This is a genomic window from Pseudothermotoga thermarum DSM 5069, from assembly GCF_000217815.1.
In the GTDB taxonomy this organism is placed as follows: domain Bacteria; phylum Thermotogota; class Thermotogae; order Thermotogales; family DSM-5069; genus Pseudothermotoga; species Pseudothermotoga thermarum.
The window spans coordinates 290934-309031 of record NC_015707.1 but is presented as its reverse complement, the minus strand read 5'-3'; the positions used below and the strand labels follow the sequence as shown (position 1 = coordinate 309031).

General features: G+C 40.3%; 19 protein-coding genes. 17 read left to right on the top strand and 2 right to left on the bottom strand.

Features of this window, described 5'->3' with window-relative positions:
- Nucleotides 1–137 precede the first annotated feature (137 nt).
- From THETH_RS01540 to THETH_RS01505, 8 genes are all read left to right on the top strand, one after another.
- Nucleotides 138–773 carry a peroxiredoxin gene (locus THETH_RS01540; protein WP_013931631.1) on the top strand — a complete coding sequence of 212 codons (636 nt, stop codon included), beginning with the start codon at nucleotides 138–140 and terminating at the stop codon, nucleotides 771–773.
- Between the two features lie 69 nt (nucleotides 774–842).
- Complete coding sequence (locus THETH_RS01535) at nucleotides 843–1331, top strand: ferritin (RefSeq protein ID WP_013931630.1); 489 nt, start codon at nucleotides 843–845, stop codon at nucleotides 1329–1331.
- A 6-nt stretch (nucleotides 1332–1337) separates the two neighbouring features.
- Nucleotides 1338–1820: a ferritin family protein gene (locus THETH_RS01530; RefSeq protein WP_013931629.1), complete on the top strand. Its 483-nt coding sequence runs from the start codon at nucleotides 1338–1340 to the stop codon at nucleotides 1818–1820.
- Between the two features lie 6 nt (nucleotides 1821–1826).
- The gene (locus tag THETH_RS01525) at nucleotides 1827–2135 is read left to right on the top strand and encodes a metal-sulfur cluster assembly factor (RefSeq protein WP_041446346.1); all 309 of its coding nucleotides are present in this window, start codon (nucleotides 1827–1829) and stop codon (nucleotides 2133–2135) included.
- Complete coding sequence (gene prmC, locus THETH_RS01520; RefSeq protein WP_013931627.1) at nucleotides 2132–2950, top strand: peptide chain release factor N(5)-glutamine methyltransferase; 819 nt, start codon at nucleotides 2132–2134, stop codon at nucleotides 2948–2950. Before THETH_RS01525 ends, prmC begins: the two co-directional genes overlap by 4 nt.
- A 56-nt stretch (nucleotides 2951–3006) precedes the next feature.
- The gene (locus tag THETH_RS01515; protein ID WP_245530517.1) at nucleotides 3007–4722 is read left to right on the top strand and encodes an ABC transporter ATP-binding protein; all 1716 of its coding nucleotides are present in this window, start codon (nucleotides 3007–3009) and stop codon (nucleotides 4720–4722) included.
- 66 nt (nucleotides 4723–4788) lie between these two features.
- Nucleotides 4789–6087 (top strand): sodium:solute symporter family protein, encoded by a 1299-nt coding sequence (locus THETH_RS01510; RefSeq protein WP_013931626.1) that lies wholly within the window; start codon nucleotides 4789–4791, stop codon nucleotides 6085–6087.
- 497 nt (nucleotides 6088–6584) lie between these two features.
- Complete coding sequence (locus THETH_RS01505) at nucleotides 6585–7364, top strand: HD-GYP domain-containing protein (protein ID WP_157723288.1); 780 nt, start codon at nucleotides 6585–6587, stop codon at nucleotides 7362–7364.
- A 12-nt stretch (nucleotides 7365–7376) separates the two neighbouring features.
- Here the strand turns inward: THETH_RS01505 and THETH_RS01500 are convergent, their stop codons facing one another.
- Entirely contained in the window at nucleotides 7377–8939 is a 1563-nt protein-coding gene (locus THETH_RS01500) for a Na+/H+ antiporter NhaC family protein (RefSeq protein ID WP_013931625.1), read from the bottom strand.
- A 120-nt stretch (nucleotides 8940–9059) separates the two neighbouring features.
- On the opposite strand from THETH_RS01500, the gene pulA reads away from it, so the two are divergent.
- The 9 genes from pulA to THETH_RS01455 all read left to right on the top strand — a co-directional run bounded on the left by pulA (nucleotide 9060) and on the right by THETH_RS01455 (nucleotide 16816).
- A complete protein-coding gene (gene pulA / locus THETH_RS01495; protein ID WP_013931624.1) occupies nucleotides 9060–11615 on the top strand; it encodes a type I pullulanase in 2556 nt (851 codons plus the stop codon).
- A 15-nt stretch (nucleotides 11616–11630) separates the two neighbouring features.
- On the top strand, nucleotides 11631–12074 hold the full coding sequence (locus THETH_RS01490) for an SRPBCC family protein (RefSeq protein WP_013931623.1): 444 nt from the start codon (nucleotides 11631–11633) through the stop codon (nucleotides 12072–12074).
- 13 nt (nucleotides 12075–12087) lie between these two features.
- A complete protein-coding gene (locus tag THETH_RS01485) occupies nucleotides 12088–13245 on the top strand; it encodes an iron-containing alcohol dehydrogenase (RefSeq protein WP_013931622.1) in 1158 nt (385 codons plus the stop codon).
- A 77-nt stretch (nucleotides 13246–13322) separates the two neighbouring features.
- The gene (locus tag THETH_RS01480; protein ID WP_013931621.1) at nucleotides 13323–13541 is read left to right on the top strand and encodes an FmdB family zinc ribbon protein; all 219 of its coding nucleotides are present in this window, start codon (nucleotides 13323–13325) and stop codon (nucleotides 13539–13541) included.
- Nucleotides 13542–13584: 43 nt separating this feature from the next.
- The gene (mce, locus tag THETH_RS01475) at nucleotides 13585–13992 is read left to right on the top strand and encodes a methylmalonyl-CoA epimerase (protein WP_013931620.1); all 408 of its coding nucleotides are present in this window, start codon (nucleotides 13585–13587) and stop codon (nucleotides 13990–13992) included.
- Between the two features lie 17 nt (nucleotides 13993–14009).
- Entirely contained in the window at nucleotides 14010–15551 is a 1542-nt protein-coding gene (locus tag THETH_RS01470; protein ID WP_013931619.1) for an acyl-CoA carboxylase subunit beta, read from the top strand.
- 9 nt (nucleotides 15552–15560) lie between these two features.
- Nucleotides 15561–15914 carry an OadG family protein gene (locus THETH_RS01465; RefSeq protein ID WP_013931618.1) on the top strand — a complete coding sequence of 118 codons (354 nt, stop codon included), beginning with the start codon at nucleotides 15561–15563 and terminating at the stop codon, nucleotides 15912–15914.
- Nucleotides 15890–16333 (top strand): biotin/lipoyl-containing protein, encoded by a 444-nt coding sequence (locus THETH_RS01460; RefSeq protein WP_013931617.1) that lies wholly within the window; start codon nucleotides 15890–15892, stop codon nucleotides 16331–16333. Before THETH_RS01465 ends, THETH_RS01460 begins: the two co-directional genes overlap by 25 nt.
- 24 nt (nucleotides 16334–16357) lie before the next feature.
- Nucleotides 16358–16816, top strand: coding sequence for a chemotaxis protein CheW (locus tag THETH_RS01455; protein WP_013931616.1), 459 nt, complete (start codon nucleotides 16358–16360; stop codon nucleotides 16814–16816).
- On the opposite strand, the gene THETH_RS01450 is transcribed toward THETH_RS01455, so the two are convergent.
- The gene (locus THETH_RS01450; protein ID WP_013931615.1) at nucleotides 16794–18029 is read right to left on the bottom strand and encodes a PD40 domain-containing protein; all 1236 of its coding nucleotides are present in this window, start codon (nucleotides 18027–18029) and stop codon (nucleotides 16794–16796) included. The two genes, THETH_RS01455 and THETH_RS01450, sit on opposite strands and share 23 nt — an antisense overlap.
- Nucleotides 18030–18098 lie beyond the last annotated feature (69 nt).

Sequence of the window (18098 nt, the reverse complement as noted above, 5' to 3'; positions counted from 1 at the left end):
GGGTTTTTTTATTTTCTTCACCTACTTCGATGATTTGGTGAGTATGATTACTTAGATGTTTCAATTTAATAACAAAAGGTTTTTATACCAAATTGCTATATTTTGATGTGGTATACTTAACATTGGAGGTGATCAGAATGGGTATACCGCTTTTGGGGGAAAGATTTCCAGAGGTAGAAGTTGTTACGACGAAAGGAAAAATTAAACTTCCAGATCATTACAAAGGAAAATGGTTTGTTCTCTTCAGCCATCCAGCCGATTTTACACCGGTTTGTACAACTGAATTTGTGGCTTTCCAAAAACGCTACGACGAGTTTAGGAAACTCAACTGTGAATTGATCGGCTTAAGTATCGATCAAGTCTTTTCTCATATCAAATGGACTGAGTGGATCAAGGAGAAACTAGGGGTTCAGATTGAATATCCTGTCATAGCAGATAGCCTTGGAAAGCTCTCTGAAACTCTTGGTTTGATCCATCCTGCCAAAGGTGCAAACACCGTAAGAGCCGTCTTTATAGTTGATCCAAACGGTATCATCAGAGCCTTGTTGTATTATCCACAAGAAGTTGGAAGAAACATCGACGAGATTCTGCGCATCGTAAAAGCCTTCCAAGTTGCAGATGCCAACAAGGTGGCAATTCCAGCGAACTGGCCAAACAACGAATTGATCGGTGACAAAGTAATCATTCCGCCAGCCGCAACTGAAGAAGAAGCACAAAAAAGGTTAAAAGAGTACGAAGGATTCGATTGGTGGTTCGTTTACAAAAAAGTTTGATAGAATATCTTTAGAATTCGAACCTGGGGTTCTCCCCAGGTTCATAGTTTAAAAGGGGGGTTAATGAACATGATCAATCTAAAAGTTGAAAAAGCTTTCAATGAGCAAATTAAGAAAGAACTTGAATCTGCTTATTTGTATTTAGCGATGGCTGGATATTTTGATAGTATGAATCTTGATGGAATGGCTCATTGGATGAAGGTCCAGGCAAAAGAAGAATTTGAGCATGCCATGAAGTTTTACAATCACATAATTGAGCGCGGAGGGAAAGTTGAATTCTATCCGCTTCAACTTCTTTCAAGAAATTGGAACTCTCCGCTTGACGTTTTTGAACATGTGTACGAACATGAACAAAAAGTAACTGAAAGTATAAACAACCTGGTTGAACTTGCGAAAGCTGAAAACGATTATCCAGCACAAGTTTTGTTGCAATGGTTTGTGAATGAACAAGTTGAAGAAGAAGCGAACGCGCTTAAAATTGTGGAAACACTTAAAAAAGTTAAGGATTCACCAATTGGTATCATAATGTTGGATCGTGAACTTGCAAGAAGGGAGTGAAAAACGGTGTTCAACATAGACGAAATCTTCGAAATTGCAGAACAAATTGAAAGGAATGGTGTTCAATTTTACTCCAAAGCTGCTGAAAAATTCCATGATTATTCGAAAAAATCAATCCTTTTAAAACTTGCCGACATGGAAAAAGAACACGAAAAGAGATTTCACGAAATGCGGCTTGAACTTGCAAAAAGGGAGAGCCAAATTTCGCAGTTTCTCGATCCGCAAAACGAAGCCAGACTTTACTTGCATTCCATAGCAAACAGTAAAGTTTTTGATTTAAGAGCCGATCCTCTTGAAAAACTTAGGAAGGTTCAAACTGTTCAAGATCTTTTGAGGATTGCCATAGATCTTGAAAAGGATTCCATAATATTCTACCTTGGCATAAAGGAATTCGTTCCAAGTGAGCTTGGAAAAGATAAAATCGATCTCATCGTCAAAGAAGAAATGGGACATGTGAAGATTTTGACCGACCTTATGGAAAATCTTTGAAAAGAGGTGTTCAAGTTGGTAACCAAAGAACAAGTTTATGAGGCTTTGAAAGACGTTATAGATTTTGAGCTTGGTCTTGACATTGTAAGTCTTGGCCTCGTTTACGATGTGCAAGTTGATCAAGAAGGAAATGTTTCGATAACGATGACGATGACTTCACCGGCTTGTCCACTGGCAGGAATGATACTTGAGCAAGCAGAAGACCGCGTTCGACAAATAGAAGGCGTTAAAGATGTGAAAATAAACCTAACCTTCGATCCACCTTGGACACCTGATAGAATGAGCGAAGAGCTTAGAAAACGCTTTGATTTATGACTTATAGGGATCTTTACCTTAAAATTCGAGATATTTTGAAAAAGGCTTCTGAATCGCCAGGTTCAGAAGCCCTTTTGCTTTTATCCCACGTTATAAATCAATCGAAAGAAAAGCTGCTTGCGAAATTTGAAGAAAAAGTAGACGAAGAGATCGTTGAAAAAGCTTTAAACTTAACCACGATTCGACTCATGGGTATTCCTCTTCAATACATAACACGCAGATGTTATTTCTACGGTTTGGAGTTAGATATAATTCCAGGCGTCTTTATACCACGGATGGAAACGGAAGTTTTGGTAGAAGTGGCACTTGAGGTGATAAAGAAAAAGCAAATAAAGTCAGTTGTAGATATAGGAACAGGTTCTGGTGCAATAATAATCGCAATAAGCAAAAACAGCAACTGCGAATGTTTTGCCACCGATGTGAGCTCTTTAGCACTTCAGATCGCAAGTCAAAACGCTTTAAAGCATTCTTGTAAAATCAACTTTTTATTTGGTCCATTTCTAGAACCTTTGAAAAATCTTCTTGATAAAATCCAATTGATCGTCTCAAATCCTCCTTACGTTGAAACAAAGGCAAAGCTTCAAAGAGAAGTTCTTCAGGAACCTCCCGAAGCTTTGTTCGCTGGAGAAGATGGTATGGATTTTTACAAAGCGTTTTTTTCCCAACCAAAGTTGCTTAAAGGAAAAACGATCATCATGGAGTTCAGCCCCGAGCAAAAACTAAAACTTGAAAAACTTTTATCTCACCTTGGACGTCTTACATTTTTTCAAGATCAGTTCATGAAAGATAGATTTTTCATGCTCGAAATGTTGTAGTACAATAATTCGTGAGCCTAACTACTTTTAAGGGGTGAAGGAACATAAAACGCCTTTTGAAATACGCCAAACCATATTTTTGGATCTTTGTCATAGCCATAATCTTGGTTCTTGTTTCTGCTATTGTTGATTTGCTTCCGCCTCAACTCATTCGAAAGGCGATAGACTCTTTCATAAACAATCCAAATTTAACCCAACTTGAAAGACTGAGCGGATTAACAACTATTTCGATGATGCTTTTGGCTATTTTTGGTTTGCAATTTCTCCTTGGATACACAACAACTTACATCACGGCTTATCTTGGAAACAAAATCGTCTACGATCTAAGAAGTGACTTTTACAAAGTTGTTTTAAACCTTCCTATGTCCTTTTTCGATAAAAATCCATCCGGAAGGATAACTACAAGGATAGTGAACGACACCCAGAATGTTCAAGAATTCTTTTCGACGGTTATAACCGCAATGGTTAAGGATGTGTTCTTGTTGGCTGGCGCCGTTTTCTTCATGTACAGGCTCAGTCAAAGGTTGTTTACAAACGTCAGTTTTATTTTTCCAATGATAGTTGTATCGATGGTTCTGTTCAGATATTTTGATTTAAAAGCCTACAAAGAAGTGAGAACAAACCTTGCAAGGGTCAACGCTTACCTTGCCGAGCATATCGCAGGGATGAGTGTTATAAAACTCTTTCAAGCCGAAAGTTACAAATCCAAAGAATTCGATGGTGTAAATAAAGATTTGTACAAATCGATGATGAAGCAACTTTACGTCTTTGGTATTTTCAGACCACTGATCGATTTTATTCACTACCTTGCTATAAGCACCATCATATGGTTTGGGGCTAGGTACATAATACGGGGAACCATACAGTTTGGAGAACTTTACGCCTTCATAGCCTATGTTGATACCTTCATGAGACCTATAGGAGATTTGTCGGAAAAGTACGATATAATTCAAAACACCGCTGCATCATGCGAGAAGATCTTTACTATGATGGATGAACCTGTTGAAAACCTTGGTAATCCAAACGACACTGATACGATAAAAGCAGGATTTGTAGAATTTGAAAACGTTTGGTTCAGCTACGACAACGAAAGATGGGTTTTGAAGGATATAAGCATATCATTCAAACCAGGTGAATTGACTGCGATCGTCGGAGAAACAGGTGCTGGAAAGACTTCTTTGATGAATTTGATAAACGGTCTCTACGTTCCTCAGAAGGGAAGGATATTGATAGACGGAAAAAATCTCTTTGATTACGATCTGAGAAAGATCAGAAAGCAAATTTCAGCGGTTCCACAGGATGTCATACTGTTTTCAGGAACAATTCTTGACAATATCAGGCTTTTCGATGAAACTTATTCTGAAAAGCAGGTTATCGAAGCTTTGAAAAAAGTTCATGCACTTGAAATAATAAACAAGCTTCCAGACGGTCTTTACACGAAGATAATCGAAAGAGGTTCGACGCTTTCTTCAGGTGAACGGCAGTTGATAGCCCTCGCACGGGCGGTTTTATTCGACGCAAAAATACTCATTTTGGATGAAGCAACCAGCAACATTGACGTTCAAACAGAGTCTTTGATTGAACAAGCAGTTAAAGAGTTGGCAAAGGAGAAAACAGTTATAATGATCGCTCACAGGTTGTCAACAGTCCGAAATGCCGACAGGATAGTTGTAATACACGATGGAAAAATCGCAGAGATCGGTAGTCACAACCAACTTCTTGCCAAACGAGGGGTTTATTACAAACTCTATCAAATCCAGTTTGCTTCATGACTCTGTAACTTCCCCGTATAAACTTCTCAAAGCTAAGTTTGTAGGATCAACAAAGAGGTGATTGCTTTGACAGCGGTACTTCTTCTTTCCATCTACTGGATATTTTTCGTTTCAATCGCCGTTGCAAAACGAAGTCAGCTTAAAACCTACGAAGATTTCACCGTGGCTGGAAGAAGGCAAACCACAACAGCGGTTTGGTTTTCGATTCTTGCCACTTGTATTGGTTCATCGGTTGTTATAGGCTTGCCTTCTTCGGCAGCGAGTACAGGTTGGCCTGCCTTTTGGTGGCTCGCAGTCGGTTCAATAGGTTTGATGCTCCAAGGTTTGTTGTTAACAGAAAAAGTTAGACAAAGCAACGCCACAACGATAATCGAGCTTATTCAAAATTTGACTCATCCATCGATTGCACTTGCCGCCGCCTTTGTCATAGTTATTTCCTGGGTTGGAATAGTGGCTGCGCAGTTCAAAGCGATGGGGGTTATTTTCCAATCACTTGTTGGGATCACCGATCCAAGGCTGTTTACAATGGTTGGAGCAATCGCCACGATTTTTTACACGATGATAGGTGGACAGCTTTCCGTCTTTGCAACCGACAAATGGCAGTTTTTAATTCTCCTTGGAAGCATTTTTGTGCCATTTTTCGCTTGGTTTGGCGACAAATCTTTCCATCAAACAACTTTTGAATTTTTGAACGACAAGTTCACCGTTAGAAACCTTTTGGAATACGTTTTTCTCACAGGAGCAGCTTACTTTGTTGGACCTGATATGTTCTCAAGAGTTCTGTGCGCCAAGGATGCCAAAAAAGCAAAAAACGCAATCTTTTTGTCGGCAATAAGTCTTGTTCCAATTGCGATCGCCATAACCTGGCTTGGTGTAAAGACACCGGAGGTTGCTCCAGGAAGCGGTGCAGTACTTTTGAGAATGATCGAAAAAAAGCTTGGAAAAATAGGACTTTTGATTGGATCTTTCGGGCTTCTATCGGCAGTTATCTCTTCAGCTGACACCACTTTGCTAACTGCTTCAACGATAATTCAAAACGACATTTTGAAAAAGAAGGACTCAAAGGCAATACAGATTTGGATAGCTGTTGTCGGAACATTTTCTTTGCTCATAGCACTTGGAAGGTTAAACATAATTCCGCTTCTTTTGAACGTTTACTCTCTTTATGTACCAGCGATTGTTCCCATCACAACTGTTCTTCTTATGGAAAACAAGAAGGTCGAAAAACCCATTCTTTTGGTACCATTCCTTGTTGGTGTTAGTTTTGGGATTCTTTCTCTGCTTTTCAACAACAAGATGTATTCCATCATCGGCTTTGTCATCAACTTTTTGATAAGCTGGATAACTTTGAAAATGGTTAAGTGATTTTCCCGTTATTAAGACGCTTTGCCACCCAAAACGCAGGGTGGCTTTTAGTTTTTGTTGTTAAAAGAATGTTAAGAGAAAAAAATAAAAAAAGAAGAAAGCTCATCAATGTTTGATTTCTAACTTTTCCCTATCCGCACTCTTTTTTGGGTTGGCAAAATGTTTTATTTTTCAAATTTAATAAAAATTTTCTACCGAAAGATCTAAATCAAAGCTTATTCTTGTAAAGGGAAATTAATGCTAATTCAATTTTTATATGCAAGCTTATTAGTTAGAAAATTAAGAGGTTCATAGATGGATAAGCTTTATTTCAATTACCCTAACCAATGCAAAATTTTGCTTATCACAAAAGAAAAAACAGCTTCAACGGATTTAGATTTTGAAATGCTCAAAGACGCCCTGTCGAGATAGTCTCGAACGTAGAAACAGCATATGGTATTCTGCGGCGCGAGGCTCTTAATTACAGCGCAATTGTTTTAGATGCAAAAAACGGATTGTTGGTTGAAGACCTTAAAGAAGTTGTTGGGAAATTAAAAAATATCTTTCCTTCTTCCATTTATCCACTCATCGTTGTTGTTACAAACGATCAAAATAGAAAATTCTTTCTTAACTTAAGTGTGGATGAAGTCGTAAGCGGTTTTGATCACGTGAAAGAAATTCTCAAAGAACATCAAGAAATTTGCCAAATTCCACAGAATTTTTACTTGGATCTTTTGGTAAAGATAATCAAACACCGTGATATACAGCTTTTTAACCACATGAGAAACGTTAGAAAATATTCTCTGATCTTAGCTCAGCTGTGTGTTGAGGAAGGCTTACTACCAAGGGAAATGCTTGGAAAAATTGGTTTGGCAGCTTTTTTGCACGACATAGGCAAGCTTTTGATACCAGATGCTATTCTTCGAAAATCTGGTAAGTTAACTGAAGAAGAATTTGAAGAAATAAAAAAGCACACCACACTAGGCGCGGAAATTTTTCAAGATTTAGTTAGATCAAACTTTGCAGGAGAGTTAATTTTCACGACATATGAAGTGATCAAGTACCACCATGAAAGATGGGATGGAAAGGGTTATCCATCAAACATGGTGAAAGATCAAATACCAATAGCGGCAAGAATAGTTGCAATTGCAGATGTTTTCGATGCGTTAACTTGCGATAGATACTATCGACCAGCTTATAGCTTTGAGAAAGCCGTGAAAATAATGAAGGAAGATCAGGGACATTTCGATCCAAAGATCTTTTCAATTTTCTTGAAAAACATCGAGTTTTTCAAATAAAACGAAGCGGGCTCATGCCCGCTCCAAAATGCTTTTTAACTTGCTCAGATCTCGTTTGTGCAAATATCTGGCTATGAGAATAAGCAGTACTATTCCCACCGGAAGCAGAACAAACGGAGAAATTTTGAAAAATCCATACACCAAGTATAAAACCAATGCAACAAACGCCGTGGTCAAAGCATACGGAAATTGTGTGTTCACATGGTCCATGTGATCGCTTCCAGCAAAAATCGAAGCAAGAACGGTTGTATCAGAAATTGGGGAACAGTGATCACCAAAAATCGCACCGGCAAAAACCACACCAGCCATAACCGAAGCCGAAAGCATAGCATCGCCCGTAATTTTGTAAGCTATTGGAATTGCTATTGGCGTTAATATCGCCATTGTTCCCCAGCTTGTTCCGGTTGCAAAGGAAATAAACATGCCAACCAAGAAAATAATCGCTGGCACAACCGCAAAGGAAGCTTGCTCACCAACCGTTGAAACCACCGCATCGGCAAGTTTCATATCCTTTGTAACTGCCCCGATTGACCATGCAAGCACCAAGATCGCGCAGGCAAGAAGCATCAACTTGAAACCTTCTAAAATTGTTTTCATTGTCTCTGCCAAATCCATCAATTTGTAAACCAAAGCTATTGCCACGCCGGTTATCGTCATGGCAAAGGCACCCCAAAGTAGCGCCGTTGCTGCGTCGGAATTCCCTAGTATTTCTATAAGACTTTCTCCTCCAACTTTGGCACCGGTGTAATAAAAACCAACAACGGTGACAACAATCAGAGCAAGTATTGGAAGAACAAAAGTTTTTATCATTGGCTTTGTTTCCTTAGGCTTTCCAAGCTCGAAATCCACATTCAACATGGGTGAAGCCCCATCTCTTGAGGTTTTTCCAAACCTCTGTGATCTATATTCTGCTTTCAACATTGCTCCAAAATCCCATCGACCGATCGCTATTATACCTACAAAAGCAATTGTGAAGATACAGTAGAAATTGAATGGAATACTTTTCAAAAAAGCGACAAGCGGGGAAACATCGCTGATACCTGCTTGTTCAAGTCCACTTTGAATCATCGCAAGCTGGTAAGCTATCCAATCGGAGATGAAAAACGTTGCAACTGGCGCTGCCGTTGAATCCAAAATATAAGCAAGCTTTTCCTTGGATATCTTGTGTTCCTCGAATATATCTCTTGTGACATTCCCAACGATTGCGGCGTTTATGTAATCGTTGAAGAAAACAACTATTCCAAGCAACCAAGCCCAAACCTCTGCTGCTCGACGTGTTTTTATCTTATTTCTCGCCCAATCCGCCAAAGCTTTGCTTCCACCAAGTTTCCATATGAAAGCTATTCCGGCTCCCATCATGAGGTTGAAAAGCAAAAGTTTTACGCTCCATTCATCAGCGATGGACTGGACAATCTTTTCCAAAGAATAACCCACGGCGGTTATTGGATTGAAAGAGTTGAGTAAAAGTCCTCCAGTGAATATACCGACAAAAAGCGACAGCAAAACGTTTTTAGTTACAAAGCACAGTACAATCGCCACCAAAGGCGGAACAATCGCCCAAAGAGTACCTTCCACAAACTTCACCTCCTTCAATGGTTTTTAATTATTATCACAACACAAGCAGATCAAAACGGTGACAAAATTGTGAAGATAAAAGCTAAAAAATGATACAATAATTTTTTGGGAGGCGATAGGATGAAAAGGCTACTTTTACTCATCGTCATAACTTGTACAGTTTTAACGCTGTTCGCCTCGACTACCTTGGTTGTTCACTACCACAGGTTTGACGGGGATTACGAAGGATGGAACCTCTGGATATGGCCAGTCGAACCAATTGGGCAAGAAGGAAAAAGCTATCAGTTCACCGAACGTGATGATTTTGGTGTCAAAGCAACGGTTGTTCTGGATATGGATTTGACAAAGGTTGGAATAATCGTTAGACTAGGAGAATGGCTCATGAAAGATGTCGCAAAAGATCGCTTTATAGAAATAGAAAACGGATTTGCAGAAGTTTGGATTTTGCAGGGGGTGGAAGAAATCTACAGGCAAAGACCGGATACTTCTCCAAGGGTATTCTTTGCAAAGCTAAAGGACTTTGACCTTATTGAAGCCTATTCAACTCACAGTGTTGACACCACAAAAGCAGAAAAATTCGTCGTTTTGGTTGACGATCAACCTGTCCCAATAAAGCTTGTTCAAAAAGCAGATCCAACAGATATCCATCAAACAAGGTATTTCCAGATAAAATTAGCTGAACCTTTGAAAGAAGAAGACCTTTGCCGCGATATCTTTTTGAAAATCGAGGGTTTCAAAGAAGCAAGAGTTTACGCTGTTGAAGTTTTGGATAAACTTTACTACGATGGTCCGCTTGGTTGCATATACACTCCAAACTACACAGAGTTCTATGTTTGGTCACCGGTCAGTAAAAGTGTGGAACTACTTTTGTACAAACCTGATGAAAACAATCCATACAGATTACCGAATGAGAACCAACCTGAAAAAGTTGTTTCAATGAAAAGAATAGAAAACGGTGCTTGGTATGCAAAAGTTGATGGAAATTTGGATGGATACTTTTACCGTTACAGATATCACAGCTATGGAAAGGTTCGCGAAGGCGTCGATCCTTACTCAAAAGCTGTTTCGATTGCTGGAAGGTACAGTGTGATAATCGATTTTTCAAAAACCAATCCAGATGGTTGGGAAAAAGACAGTTTTGTAAAACTCGAATCTTACGTTGATGCCATAATATACGAAATTCACATAGCCGATATGACTGGCTCGCCAACTAGCAATGTGGTAAACAAAGCTTCATACCTCGGTTTGACGGAAGAAGAAACTCGCGGTCCAAACGGTGTAACAACAGGACTTGCACATTTGAAGGAACTTGGTGTGACACATGTTCACATACTTCCGATAAACGATTTTTACACTGGCGATGAGTTTAACAGAGATTTCGAAAAACATTACAACTGGGGATACGATCCTTACCTTTACATGACACCTGAGGGAATGTACAGCCTTAACCCAGCTGATCCATACGCAAGGATACGTGAGGTAAAGCAAATGATAAAAGTTCTACACGATAACAACATAGGAGTTATTCTCGATGTTGTTTTCCCACACACATACGGCGTTGGGGAACTTTCACCGCTTGATCAAGCTGTGCCTTATTATTACTATCGAATAGACAGAATGGGACAGCATATGAACGAAAGTGGATGCGGGAATACGACGGCAAGCGAAAGGTTGATGATGAGAAGACTCATATTGGATGCAGTAACTTGGTGGGTCAAAGAATACCACGTGGACGGATTCAGATTTGATCAGATGGGTTTGATCGACAGGGAAACGATGCTGCTAGTTGAGCAAAAACTTAGAGAAATCAACCCAAGTGTGATAATATACGGAGAACCTTGGGGAGGTCTTGGCGTAAGTCCAAGGTTTGGAAAACACAACCTTATGGACGCTAGGATAGCTGTTTTCAACGACGGAATAAGGGATGCCATAAGAGGTTCTGTGTTCGATGTTTCCGTAAAAGGCTTTGCAATGAGTGCTGTTGGCAGAGAAAACAGAATAAAACGAGGTGTTGTTGGAAGCATAAACTACGATGGAAAGTTGATAGTAGACTTTGCGTTTAGCCCAGAACAAACTATAAACTACGTTGAATGCCACGACAATCATACTTTCTGGGACAAAAATGTTCTGGCAGCTCAACTGGACAAAACTAGAAGTTGGACTGAAGAAGAACTGAAAAACGCTCAAAAACTCGCAGCTGCCATAATTTTGACCTCTCAAGGTGTTCCTTTCTTACACGCCGGACAAGATTTCTGCAGAACTAAGAACTTCAACGGAAATTCTTACAACGCACCTTTGTCGCTGAACGCTTTGGATTACGCCAGAAAATCTCAGTTCATCGATGTCTTTGAGTACCACAAAGGGCTTATAGAACTTCGAAAAACTCACCCTGCTTTCAGAATGAGAACGGCTGAGCAGATTAAAAAACACCTAGAATTTCTTGAAGCACCAAGAAAAGTCGTTGCTTTCTTGATAAAAGACCATGCAAACGGTGATGAATGGAAGGATATTTTGGTCATCTACAACGGAAACGTCACAGAAACAACCTTTGAACTCCCCGAAGGGGAATGGAATGTAGTCGTCGACGGTTACAAAGCCGGAGCAGAAGTACTTTATAAAGTTCAAGGAACAATCTTATTGACACCTCTCAGTGCATTTGTAATGTACAGAAATTGAAAGGAAGACGAAAGCTTGCTAGAAATACCCAAGATGACTTTTGTGGAATATTTCAAAGCTCCTTTGGAAAAAGTTTGGAAAACTTTTGTTAACCCAAATGGTTGGGATCCGTGGTTCACCGACGGAATGAAAGTGGAATTGAAAAACGGGGGACAGATTTACTTTAGGTGGAAGAGGTTGACCAACGGAGAAATCGTCGAAGATAAAGGTATAACAATTTTGATAATCGATAAAAAGCTTTGGGAGTTTTGGTGGTACGAATACGAAGATGGTTTTAGATCGCAGGTGAAAATGGTTTTTCAACCAGATGGCGAGAATGGGACTTGGCTAAGGGTGGAAGATAGACTTATAATCAAAAACCAAGATGAACTTCAAATCGCTTATGGATGTGCATACGGTTGGGGACAGATGTTACTCTTGGCTAAAATCTACATCGAAAAGGGTGAAATACTGCTGTAAGGAGGTGGACGAAATGTTCAGCGTTTATCTTCCAACAAGGATTATCTTTGGTGTAGGTTCACTGGAAAAGCTTCCAGAACTTGTTTCAAACCTTGGAAAGAAAGCAATGATAGTCACGGGCAGAAAAAGCACAAAGCAAACAGGACTGCTTGATAGAGTGATAAGCCTTTTGAAAAAGGCAGAAATCGAGGCTGTAGTTTACGATAAAATCCAACCCAATCCCATAAGTGATCACGTGGATGAAGCAGCAAAGATAGCAAGGAGTGAAAATGTTGACTTTGTGATCGGACTGGGCGGAGGCAGCCCCATCGATTCGGCAAAAGCCATAGCCATAACCGCAGCCATGGGCGGAAAGTTTTGGGACTACGTACCAGTTGGAGGCGGAAAGAAACCCGACAAAGCCTTGCCTGTAGTTGCAATTCCAACAACACACGGTACAGGCACCGAGGCTGATCCATTTGCCGTTATAACAAACCCTGAAACGAATGAAAAAGTTGGTATAGGATATGATGTGATCTTTCCAAAAATTTCAATAGTTGATCCGGAGGTTATGGTAACTTTGCCCTCCGATCAAACTGCCTATACTTCCATGGACGCATTTTACCATTCGCTTGAAGCTTTTTTGAACATCGATGCAAATCCGTATTCTGATCTTTTGGCCGTTGATTCCATGAGAAGAATAGTCACTTATCTTCCCGTTGCTTACAAAGACGGGAAAAACCTTGAGGCTAGAACAAACCTTGCTTGGGCTAGCACGGAGGCCGGGATAACTGAAACCTTAACGGGAGTCATCGCCAACCATGCCATAGAACACGGTTTAAGCGGCTTTCACCCAGAGCTTGCGCACGGCCTTGGACTTTGCATAACTGGTCCATACCTTTTGGAATACATGTTCGAAGAAACCTGTGAAAGACTTGCTTATCTTGCAAAAGCCGTTTTCAACGTCGATGTTGTGGACACGAAAAAGGCAGCAAAAACTTTCATAGAAAAACTTTACATGTTCCAAGATATGTTCAACTTGAATCCAAAGCTCTCAACGCTTGGATTTAAGGAAGAAGAACTTCCGCAGATAGCCAAGACTTCTTACAGGACGATGAAGGGTGTTGTTGTAAAAAGTCCTAAAAGGCTTTCTGAAGAGGATTTGTTGGAAATTATCAAACGAGCTTTTTGATTATCATTAACATTCCAGCAACCTAAAGTTGTTAATATATTTGTAGAAACACACTAAGGAACGCAGGAGGTGAGATGATGCCATTCTACAGGTATACTTGTGACAGCTGTGGATATCAAAAAAGCGTTTTTCATGGCATCTCTGAGGCTCCAACTGTTACCTGCGATTCTTGCGGTAAAACTATGAGAAGGACTATTTCAAGAGTTGGCGTGATATTCAAAGGAAGCGGATTTTACATAACAGACAGCAGAAACGAGTCCAAAAAGAACGAATCAAAGAAAGAAGAGGCTGCGTAAGGGGCTTTTTAAGCCCCGTTACAATTTTGAGAGGGGGAAAGCGATGTTTACAAAAAAGATTGATCACGTTGGAATAGCCGTCAAGGATGCCAGTTCAAAACTTTCGTTGTATAGAGATTTTCTTGGGTTAAAGGACATCAAGGTGGAAGAATTGCCGGAAAGAGGTATAAGGGTTTACATGATACATGTTGGTGAAAGCAAAGTAGAGCTTCTTGAACCGATGAATGATCAATCTGAAATAGCCAAATTTTTGCAGAACAAAGGCGAAGGAATTCACCACATAGCTTTCAACGTTGTTGGAATCGATGAAGCAGTTGAACTTGCAAAGCAATTTGGTTTTCAACCGCTTTCAGATTCTCCAAAGCCCGGTGCCGGTGGAACAAAAGTTTTGTTCCTTCATCCTAAAACCACCGGCGGAGTTTTGGTTGAACTTGTTGAAGGTCATCACTGAGGAAAGGGGTTTTAACCATGGAAGAACTGATAAAAAAGCTGAGAGAATTAGAAGCCAAAATCGAAGCTGGTGGGGGCTTGGACAAGATACAAAAACAACATGAACAAGGCAAACTAACTGCTCGAGAGAGAATCAACCTTCTTGTTGATCCTGGTTCTTTCGTTGAGATAGACAAATTTGTAAAACACCGTGGTACTATGTTTGGATTGGACAAAGAAGACCTTCCCGCCGATGGTGTTGTCACTGGAATTGGAAAAATAAATTCACGACCTGTTGCTATATTCTCACAAGATTTTACAGTCAAAGGCGGATCACTCGGTGAAATGCATGCAAAAAAGATAATGAAAATCATGGACTTAGCCATGGAACTTGGAATACCTTTGATAGGTATAAACGACTCAGGTGGAGCAAGGATTCAAGAAGGCGTTGATTCCCTGTTCGGTTACGGCGGTATTTTCTACAGAAACACTTTGGCTTCCGGTTTGATACCGCAAATAACTCTCATCGCAGGTCCTTGCGCTGGAGGAGCGGTTTATTCTCCCGCAATCACTGATTTCGTTGTCATGGTAGACAAAACTGCAAAAATGTTCATAACAGGTCCGGAGGTCATAAAGGCAGTCACAGGAGAGGAAATATCTCAAGAAGAACTTGGAGGAGCTTATGTACACAACGCAAAAAGTGGCAATGCTCATTTTTTAGCCAAGGATGAGTATGAAGCCGCCTTCATAATCAAAAAGCTTTTGTCTTACATACCTCAAAACAATTTAGAAGAACCCGAATACATTCCGGGGAATTATTCGTACGAGGTTCCAGAGACGATAAACAACATTGTCCCAGTCGAACCCACAAAGGCTTACAACGTCAAAGATGTTATAAATTTGATCGTTGACGAAGGAACCTTCTTCGAAGTTCATGAACATTTTGCAAGAAACATAGTTGTTGGATTTGCAAGGATCGCTGGAAGAAGCGTTGGTATAATTGCAAACCAACCTTGCGTTTTAGCCGGTTCGTTGGACATAGATTCTTCAGACAAAGCGGCTAGGTTCATAAGATTTCTTGACTGTTTCAACATTCCAATAATCACCTTCGTAGATACACCAGGTTATTTGCCGGGAGTACAACAAGAGCACGGTGGAATAATCAGACACGGTGCAAAACTGCTTTACGCATACAGCGAGGCAACGGTGCCTAAGATAACTGTTATACTCAGAAAAGCATACGGTGGAGCTTACATAGCGATGGGTAGCAAGCACCTCGGAGCAGATTTTGTTGCCGCGTGGCCAACAGCAGAAATAGCCGTCATGGGACCAGAAGGAGCTGCAAACATAATTTTCAGAAGAGAAATCGAATCTGCGCCAAATCCAGAAGAAAAAAGAAAAGAGCTGGTCGCAAAATATCGCGAAGCGTTTGCAAATCCATACGTTGCCGCTTCGAGAGGATACATCGATGCGGTGATTGAACCTGCAAAAACTAGAGAATGGTTGATAAAGACCTTGGACATTTGCTCGACAAAAGTTAGCTCGCTTCCAAAGAAAAAGCATGGTAACATACCGCTGTGAGGTGAATCTATGTCACCAATTTCATATATGGTAATTGGTGTGATAGTTGTCTTCTTTGGTTTTGCAATTTTGTTTGTCGTGTTCAAAATCATGGAACTTTTGGCAAAAGGAAAGCCAAAGAAAAAAATCCAAGCTGCGCAAAAGGTTGAAGAAAAAGTTGAGGAAAAAAAACAACAATCTGACGATGAAGCCGAAGTGGTTGCAATAGCTGCAGCTTTGAGCGAAGTACTTTCAAAACCAATCACTTTAACTTCACAATTAGAAGGAAAGACAAGAATTTATTCATTTGAAGAAAGATTTATTAGTTGGAGAAAAAGCGGTTGGAAAGGGGTAAGAAAATGGCGCGCAAGTTCAGGGTGGTAGTTAACGGTAAAGAATACATCGTCGAGGTGGAAGAACTTGGGCAAAGTACAGTTGCCCAAGTTGTACAAGAGGTTGTTCAACCCAAAGTTGTTTCACAAACAACAACTTCTCAAAATCAAGTTGTTGAAAAACAGCTGGAAAAACCGGTTGTTTCTCAGCAAGTTCAATCCAGCAAGCCGCAAACTTCCTCGGCTGTTTCAAAAACAGCACACGAAGTTAAATCTCCCATGGCTGGTATCATCCTAAAAGTTACCGTAAGTGAGGGGCAAAAGGTAAGCCGTGGACAAAAGTTAGCAGTACTTGAAGCTATGAAAATGGAAAATGACATAGTTTCAGAGTACGAAGGTGTTGTTGCAAAAATATTGGTCAAAGAGGGCGACACCGTTGAAACTCAGCAAACTTTGATGATAATCGAATAAAAATCGACCAGAGAGGTGATGCCGATGGAGTTGAAAGTAGTTAGCTTTCTGTTGGGGGAAGAAAAGTTTGCACTTGACATCATGGTTATAGACAGCATAGTGGAAGTTGGTAAGATAGTCAAGATACCGGAATCACGTGAATACGTGGAAGGAGTCATGAACCTTAGGGGAAACGTGATACCGGTGATAAATTTGAAAAAGAAATTCAAGATGAAGGACGTGGAAAGAAAACCCTCTGCAAAAATAATCGTCGTAAACCTCGATGACAGACGCGTAGGGCTTTTGGTCGATCAGGTTCATGAAGTTTTGACTTTGACAGACCAACAGATAGAACAACCACCTGCCGACATAAGCGGTACCAAAAGCAACCTTGTACTCGGCATTGCGAAGCTAGGGGAAGAACTTTTGATCATTCTGAATGCAAAGGAAATTCTAAGCACACAAGAACAAATTGAACTTGTTAATCTGACCTCGAAGGCTTAAACCTCACAAACCATATATCAGGTTCGTATCTCCCTTCGTAAACACTGAAAGCTATGTATTTTCCGTCTGGCGAAAAGACGGGATAAAAAGCGTCATGGGGTATGTTCTCCGTGACGCACCATTTTTCTTCCGTCACAAGATCTTTAACCCAAATCGTGTAGTAACCAGTTACATTCGAAGCATACGCAAGATACCTTCCATCTGGGGAAATGGCTGGATCATGCTCGTTAAACTGCGTGTTTTCCACTTCAACAATTTTTCCATCCTTCGTTAAAGCGTATATCCCAAAATTTGAGTTCCTAAGTCCAACAAAGTAAATGATCCCATCGTGAACTACGGGGGAAAAGACCATGTCAAAAGGTTCCGGCAAATTTATGCGAGTTCTTCTTCGACCCAGAGTTGCAGTGAACAAAGCGTTTCCTTGCTCGGTGTCTTGTACGTAGATCACCACATCGTTTGAAAACCAATTTGGGCAATAAGCAGGAGAATTTCCGGCAGAAAGAAGAACGATATTCCTTGAATAATCTTGTAAAGGCATAACATAGATGTTCCAAAACCCATGGAGTGATCCTTGAAAGGCTATCCTTTTGCCATCCGGTGAAAATCTTGGGAAATACTCACTACTTCCAGATATTGGTAAAATAGTCAAAGTTCCTTCTTGCAGGTCGAAAAGGGCAATATCCCGGTTTCCCGCACGTCTGTCGGTTATGAATGCAAAGTACTTACCATCAGGGCTAAAAGTTCCATACTCATCAATCGCTGGGTGATAAGTAAGCGTTAAGTATTCGTCAAATCTATCGTTTTTTAACAACCAAAAGGAAGCTCTTTCCAAAGGTAAATGAACGCACTCTCGAACAAATTCAAAGTAAGGCCTTTCCCCCCTCGGAGTGTAGACGCAACTGTAAAGCCTTTGGCCATTTTCGTCAAACCAGCTGACTTCATAAACATCTTTGGAGCCATCGTAAGTTGCCATTAGACTTTGCTGGTAAATTACTTCTGGCTGTTCATCCAGCCAATTTGAAAAAACAACCTCATCGTTGACTTTTATTTCGGCATAAACTTCTTTAGGTAACAAAGAAACGATGGAACGGCTGATATCTTCAACCAGCTTTTTTGTTTCAACAGAGCCAGAAAGGTTTATCTTCAACCCAACTGAACCAAAAACAACTATGCAGCAAACAATCAACATGCCAACAAGTACTCTAATCATCATACACAAATATACTACCACAAAATCGTGCTAAAGGAAAGTTCAGCGTTGACGATTAATAATAATGAGGAA

Coding starts and splice junctions, on each gene's coding strand:
- THETH_RS01540 (WP_013931631.1), top strand. CDS start 138: ATGGGTATACCGCTTTTGGGGGAAAGATTTCCAGAGGTAGAAGTTGTT.
- THETH_RS01450 (WP_013931615.1), bottom strand. CDS start 18,029: ATGATGATTAGAGTACTTGTTGGCATGTTGATTGTTTGCTGCATAGTT.
- prmC (WP_013931627.1), top strand. CDS start 2,132: ATGACTTATAGGGATCTTTACCTTAAAATTCGAGATATTTTGAAAAAG.
- THETH_RS01470 (WP_013931619.1), top strand. CDS start 14,010: ATGGAAGAACTGATAAAAAAGCTGAGAGAATTAGAAGCCAAAATCGAA.
- THETH_RS01460 (WP_013931617.1), top strand. CDS start 15,890: ATGGCGCGCAAGTTCAGGGTGGTAGTTAACGGTAAAGAATACATCGTC.
- THETH_RS01480 (WP_013931621.1), top strand. CDS start 13,323: ATGCCATTCTACAGGTATACTTGTGACAGCTGTGGATATCAAAAAAGC.
- THETH_RS01455 (WP_013931616.1), top strand. CDS start 16,358: ATGGAGTTGAAAGTAGTTAGCTTTCTGTTGGGGGAAGAAAAGTTTGCA.
- THETH_RS01465 (WP_013931618.1), top strand. CDS start 15,561: ATGTCACCAATTTCATATATGGTAATTGGTGTGATAGTTGTCTTCTTT.
- mce (WP_013931620.1), top strand. CDS start 13,585: ATGTTTACAAAAAAGATTGATCACGTTGGAATAGCCGTCAAGGATGCC.
- pulA (WP_013931624.1), top strand. CDS start 9,060: ATGAAAAGGCTACTTTTACTCATCGTCATAACTTGTACAGTTTTAACG.
- THETH_RS01535 (WP_013931630.1), top strand. CDS start 843: ATGATCAATCTAAAAGTTGAAAAAGCTTTCAATGAGCAAATTAAGAAA.
- THETH_RS01485 (WP_013931622.1), top strand. CDS start 12,088: ATGTTCAGCGTTTATCTTCCAACAAGGATTATCTTTGGTGTAGGTTCA.